The sequence below is a fragment of the Nitrospira sp. BLG_2 genome (assembly GCF_049222245.1).
Map to the genome: position 1 here is coordinate 1 of NZ_JBLYIG010000420.1, position 6,330 is coordinate 6,330.

General features: G+C 51.9%; 6 protein-coding genes. All 6 read right to left on the reverse strand.

The features are described 5' to 3' along the window. Positions 1 to 1,123: HAMP domain-containing protein (locus tag ACOSYY_RS11560; protein WP_421662527.1), on the reverse strand; the 1,123-nt coding region annotated here is incomplete at its 3' end. A gap of 8 nt (positions 1,124 to 1,131) precedes the next feature. Beyond that, the gene (locus tag ACOSYY_RS11565) at positions 1,132 to 2,061 is read right to left on the reverse strand and encodes an ABC transporter substrate-binding protein (protein WP_421662528.1); all 930 of its coding nucleotides are present in this window, start codon (positions 2,059 to 2,061) and stop codon (positions 1,132 to 1,134) included. A 97-nt stretch (positions 2,062 to 2,158) separates the two neighbouring features. Then, complete coding sequence (locus ACOSYY_RS11570) at positions 2,159 to 2,611, reverse strand: hypothetical protein (RefSeq protein ID WP_421662529.1); 453 nt, start codon at positions 2,609 to 2,611, stop codon at positions 2,159 to 2,161. Positions 2,612 to 3,617: 1,006 nt separating this feature from the next. Further along, positions 3,618 to 5,126 carry a hypothetical protein gene (locus ACOSYY_RS11575; RefSeq protein WP_421662530.1) on the reverse strand — a complete coding sequence of 503 codons (1,509 nt, stop codon included), beginning with the start codon at positions 5,124 to 5,126 and terminating at the stop codon, positions 3,618 to 3,620. Further along, positions 5,101 to 5,913, reverse strand: a complete 813-nt coding sequence (locus ACOSYY_RS11580) for a SagB/ThcOx family dehydrogenase (RefSeq protein ID WP_421662532.1) — start codon at positions 5,911 to 5,913, stop codon at positions 5,101 to 5,103. Before ACOSYY_RS11580 ends, ACOSYY_RS11575 begins: the two co-directional genes overlap by 26 nt. 12 nt (positions 5,914 to 5,925) lie before the next feature. Next, positions 5,926 to 6,330: YcaO-like family protein (locus ACOSYY_RS11585; RefSeq protein WP_421662534.1), on the reverse strand; the 405-nt coding region annotated here is incomplete at its 5' end.

The following is a 6,330-nucleotide window of genomic DNA, read 5'->3' on the forward strand; positions in this document are numbered from 1 at the left end:
CCATCCGAGAAAACCCGAGATTCTCGGCAAGCACCCGGAGCACCGTTTCAAGTAACTGATCCAAGTCGAACATAGTGGCGCTTGCGATTGCGGCACTGGCCTGATGCACCGTCGTCAAGTGCCTGACCTGCCGCCTGATCGTCTCGAGATTCATGGTGATCGCCTGATTGCGGTCATGGAGAGCACCGGTCATCACGTTGAACACATCCGTGAGTTCGCCGACTTCATCGTTCGAGGCGACCACCAGCGGGCTCAGTGCATCGTTTCCGCTCGCGAGTTGCCGGGCTGCGTTGGCGAGGCTTCGTAGCGGCGTCGTAATGCGCGACGTGAGCAGATGAGCACCGAGGATGCCTGCCGCGATAATCAGCATCGTGAGAAGGGACACATTTCGCACGATCTCCAGTAAGGCTTTTTTTGCTTGCGCATCCGTCATTCCGATCCGAACGAGACCGACGATCGCAGGATTGTTCGCCGGCAGAGGGAAACTTTTCTCTTCCAATTCGACGGAGAGTTGAGGCAGGGGAGTCTCCGCCGAAGATTCACGGAGAACGGGCATGGCAAAATCGTAAAAGGTTTCCTTCCGAAAGAGAAAGGAGAGGAGCCAGTCCGAGGATTCATCCTGAGGAACGAGCGTCTCCCCTGATGAAATCGCGAGCTTGGTTATGAGTGGAGTCGTCAGCGGAGCCTGCAGCAATGATTCTGACGCGCCATCATTTGGATACATCGGCTGCGGAATCGGTTGGGAAGACCGGGTGGACGGTCTCCGCGCTCGTTTGCTCTGCCGGATCAGGCTGCGACCATCTGACGCAGTGATCACCACATAGACGACGTGGTCGATCGCCATGAGGCTCTCCATGAATTGATCGAGCGTGGTGCGATCCTCGAGCACGAGACCCGCAATCCGAAAATGATCGTTCCGTACGGTATTGGTCAAGAGGATGGTGCCAAGCTCTTCGAGCTGATCGGTCATGGCTCGGCGTCTGGCTTCGAGGAAATACCAGCTCAAGGATGAACAGGTCATAATGAGAATGAGGCTGAACAACATGACGAACTTCAAGCGGAGGCCGAAGAAACGACCTGTGAGTGTGGGTTTGTGACTCCGTTTGTCTTTCGCCATGTCCATGGGCTCGCTCACTCAACAGCGACGTCGATTAGGCTGTCGAACGCCTTGGGAATCGTGATGCCCAGATACTGAGCGGTTTTTTGATTGACCGTGATCCTGATCCGTTGGACTGAGACAGGCCTGAGCGGAAGTGGTTCTCCGTTCAGAATGCGTTTGGCGAGGAGACCGGTTTCCCGGCCGACTTCCTCGTAATCGATCGACAAACTGAGCAGTGCGCCCAGGCGCGCAAACTCCGATGAAAACCCGATGACGGGGACTTGTTTGATCAGTGCTGATTCGAGGATGAAGCGGATCGATTCATTGGTGAGCACGGTCGAGTCCGGAAGGAGCCAGAGCGCCTCCGATTCAGACAAGAGTACCCGCAATTGCTGCGGTACCTCCTTATCGCTTCCGACCGGAAAGCCTTGCAATTGAAACTGATGGACGGCGGCACGCGATTCCGCCTCCTGTAGCTTGGTCGCGGTCTTGTCGGGGTCGTAGAGTGTGCCGATCCGGTGCAGCGTAGGCAGGAACGCGCGCATGACCTTGAACTGTCGGTCAGCCGGAATTTCCAGCAGGACTCCGGTCATGTTGGCAGCGGTCAGCTGATGTTTCAAGGGGTCAAAGATCATCATATACAGCACCGGGATATCCACGATCTCCAGCTTGGCCACCAGTGCCGCTTTAAGTCCGACAGCGACCACGAGGGCAGAGTCCGAAGCACGGATTTTTCTGGCAAGTTGCTTTCCCCGTTCGGGATCGCTCCGCAGGTCGTACTCACTATAAGTCACGCCGCCTGGCGCCGTTGCCTTGAATCCTTCGATGGCATCATTGTAGGCCTTCAAATCGGACGATCTCAGGATGACGATCTCTGCGCCCGCTGCATGTGCCTGGATAGGAACGGAGAAAGACACGGCGATGAGAATGAAAAACACCGGCCAGGCATGCAGCGACCGCACGCTTCTCTTTCTTGGGTTGGTACAGGCGAGGAGAATCATCATCGTCGTTCGAGCAGAGATCACAGGCTCCGCGAGCAATGAATCAGTATCGTATCGTTCACCAACCCATGACACGGTTGCCGATTATATCGCCTAAGGGATGTTCTTTGTGTGTGTCGTTCAATGCATGAAAAGCGGTACCCGCTCCTTGCGTCTCCGCAGGTATCCCGTTGCAGCCTGTTGTTGCCGGAACGATAGGCCGCCGTAGATGCAGCAAGTCATAGTCGAGCACTCGCTCGTCCGGCGGCGGGGACAGGGGTGAGAAGAAGAAGCCTTCGATCGGGTCGGTCGCCGAGCCAACGTGAGCGTAGCTGATCTTGTCGCATAGGCCGTTTCCCCGTACGCCGCGCGTACCGGCGTTCATTTTGAAGCAAGGAACGACGCGATCGAGCGACTCGCCAAATTTGTTCTCAAGACCAGCTGTTTGGGCGGTAATGGGACTGAGCGGTAGCTGGATGATGGCGGCGAACACAAGGCAAGCAGGCGAGAGAAGTTGCCGAGATCGTGCCATGCGGGTCCTAACAGCAGAGCTGCTATCAGCGACGACTCATCCAGTCCATCTGCCCTGTGCAAAAAGCGTGTCTTTCCGTCAAACGGCACGCGAGGTCCTCCGACGCGCCTAGAAGCCGGGATCTCATCATCGTGTGACAAACGTAAGTGGTTTAGGAGGAGGTGAGCGGGAAAGGGACCTTTTCATAGGCACAGTAGGCGGCCTTGGTATGGGAAGGAACTCCGATTTAGTCGGGAAACGGCCGCAGTTGACCTGCTCCATGTCAATCAGACCATTTTCTATGAAGCCGCCGATGAAGTGGGCAAGCATCCGTCTCAAAACGGGAAGCCGTTCATTCTAAGTGAGTCGCGATTCATTCCCTCGCCGATGCGTATACACCGACGTCAGCGATGACGCAATTCACATGCCATTGAGAGGTTTGATGACGAGACGAGGGGGAATTCGAATTATTTCATCTTGTTTTGCGTTGGGAGAGAATACGGGGAAGCCATGTTGGGTGAATCAAAAAAGATTCTATGTGAATGCAATTTGATTACATGGATGCAGGGTTCTACTCATTTCTACAGACGGTTAAGTTAAGAATGGTTATCTCTGTTGCTGCTGATGTTCGAGGCGCAGTCGTGCCCTGTGTCGTGCTAGCGCTCAGTGTAGTCGAAGATATCCACCCGTGCTTCCGCAACGCATCTGGTACTGCTATCGATACGCAAGTTCTTGTTTGGACTGTACGCCCTCTGCATCACATGGTCGTCGCGAACCTGGCCACCCGTCAGTCTTCTAGTGGAGGTCCTATGGCTAGCATTTCAGCATGGCCACACCATCTCCTTCGATGTCTAGGTGACCCCCTAGACCGTCGATCATCGTGAGAGCTTCACGCTTGTAGCCGGCTGAATGTTCCTGCCACAGTATCATGACATTTTCCTGACAAGGATGAGGCTAATGAAGTGTCTATCAAAGATGGGACAGAACCCCCCGTCCTGAATAACGGCATCTCTCCCCAAGTAAACTATCATGGCGAACCTAGCAAAGGATCCGACTCATAACTATAATCGAACGCTAGTCGCAGTGCGTCGCTCACATCGTCGTATTTCCTCGGCTGTCGAAGGATTGCTATAAGGGCACCCGCAAGTGTTTGAGCATCGTCAAAATCATCGCCGACAATCGACTCATCATTCGCTAATCGGATAGCAACCTGTTGTGCTGCGCACTCATCTTTATCGTCCCAGACTTCAATCTCCTCTAGGCTCATATTGTTGAGCGCTTTCAATTGCAACCTTGTGATTAGTAAACCAACCTCTCGTGCAGAGGCTCGCAATTGATCAGCGTTTATTGTCTCGGGAAGATCTGCGTCAAATCCCGGTACTCTTGTGCCGGATTCAACCATGATGGTTGGACGATCTGGCTGGCACCCAACCGCTAGATCTTCAATTTGGGAGATATACCGTGTCTTAGGTTCTTCTGAGAGGGAACGCAACCCTTTGATGGCGCCAATGATAAGATCGGGAATGACTGTCGCAACAGGGTGGGAGTCGGGTTCTTGTGGTCCGCGGTAAGGATTTTTTAATATTTTACACTCCAAGGTAGGTCTGTCCTGCCCCATGTTACGATCTCGGTGTATTCGTATCGAAAGATCGCGAGACCATCTTATCTTTGTACGAGCTCTCAACGGTTCTATGATCGCATGATAAATGACTGATGAAATGCCAAAAGATGGCCCAATATTAAGTACTCCACATACCTCTGCTGCTGCCTCTTCGCACCAGTGACTCCACAGCGCTGAAAAATATTGCGGATATTGTTCTGAGAATAGCTGATGTATTCCTTCCTTAAGCTGATCCACCAAGTTTGCGTCAGCGTGCAAAACATCGTGGCCTCCAATCTCATGAGCAAGGACGCCCCACAAGATCGGGTGGTTCGTGTACCCAGAGGGGAGTCCAACGGCTCCGACGGTGAACCTGTTTCTTGCTTGATCAGTGAATTGGGCGATTTGATCCACCGTCAGCATCCATGGAGCCGGAGGAGCCTCGAACATTGGATGTGGCGCAATAAAAGCTCCGAGTGGAGGAAGAGCCTTTGCTGTAGGAGGTCCAACAAGGTCGTTCCGTCGTGCAGTATAGAGATACGAATCGTAGATATCTGAAATGACGGCTCGAAGTCGGCAAGCATCCCTTGCCGCTGGATTCTCAGGAGCGAGCTGAATGGCAGCATTGGCGAGGATCGTCATAAAGAAATACCTTATGCTGTCATTTATGATGACCAATTCTTCCGAGAGTCTTGGGAGATTGTTGATGAATGCCTCGAAATAAGCTTTTTGGCTATTCCTGGGTACTTGTTTTTTTCCTTGCAAAGCTAAACGTCTTAGCTTTGGTATGTTGGGTTTGCCTAGCGGAGGCCATTCGATATGCTCTTTATCAAAAAAGTCACTCTTTCCCACCAAGATCTTATTCAAGGATAAGAATCTTTCGCGCAGAACGGCGCCGCTTCTTCGCTCCCTACTCCCTAGTGCTGCAGTTACCATGGTATTTCCCTCCTACGGCTATGATGTACAAGGTGGAATGTGTGACACCGTCCACTCCTAAGAATGCGTCGATCTCTCTATCCAAGAAACCGCCAATGTTAAGAGAGGAAAGTCCGAGGGCAGTTGAAGTTAAATTGATGTTTTGCGCAGCATGGCCTGCCTCAAGTAGTACATGACGATATCCACGATCGAAATACTTATATGTTGTCCGTTCGAACATGGCAGTGATGAGGATCAATATAGATGACTTGGAGGGGATATCACTCTGTAGAAAGGAGCGATTGAGGGTGCCGTACTGTATTCTTTTCCGGATGAGGCGTAGATTATCTGCAGACGGATTATAGTGATAAAGTCCAGGATGCAGACCTGTGACTTGCCTGCTCAAGATGAACAATTCGAGTGGATAGAGTGCTCCCGCCGAAGGCACAGCGCGTCGGGAACTGACACTTTTTGAGGATGCTCCGTAGCTGGTGATGCCGTAAGCAAGGCGGAGAATAGATGCCAGATGACCCATTCGAAGGGAAATAGGCTTCATGTCGGACGTGGATCTGCGAAATCCTATGGCAGTCTCCAATGACATATTCGCTGGGCAGTGATGTTTTGGTAAAACAACTACCGGATAACCGGTGAATGTTGTGGACTCACGCATCTTTGCTAACCATGCCTTTAGAGCAGATTTTGATCTAGCGGGGGAAAATCTGGTGAGTTTCGTGTTTTCGTGGAATATCTCCCAAAGTTTGGAGTCTGTATCTGTACGTGCCAATTTATTCGGTTCGCCAGTTTTCACGGTCAGCTCCGGTCAGGGAAAGGGATGCGGAAAAGGGTTGTCGCCTGCCTTAGGGGTTATCCCAGAATGTCCAAGCGTCTGTGGGAGTTTCCAGAGCCTGGCGCCTCCGAGTGCTCGAAATCGGTGCCCCATGTAAAGAGGATGAAACCCCGGGATAATAATTCTGAGGACCCCAAGGCCAAACATCCTGACGTCGTCACTTGTTACATCCGCAACCAATACGTGATAATTTTTTACATGAAGTGTTTGTATGAGCCGTTCCAGATCTTGTAACGGATTGTTTGTTGAAAGGTTCTCAATTTGGTTGAAAGAAATATGCTTGGGGCTGTTCAAAAGGAACTCTGCAAAAGTTACATGCGCATGGTCATAATAAAGCGCTGCGTGTGACTTCGGATCGACAACATTCTTCCACCGATC

Excerpts from the sequence above, each read along its gene's own strand:
- ACOSYY_RS11570 (WP_421662529.1), bottom strand. The coding sequence starts at position 2,611 with ATGGCACGATCTCGGCAACTTCTCTCGCCTGCTTGCCTTGTGTTCGCC.
- ACOSYY_RS11575 (WP_421662530.1), bottom strand. The coding sequence starts at position 5,126 with ATGGTAACTGCAGCACTAGGGAGTAGGGAGCGAAGAAGCGGCGCCGTT.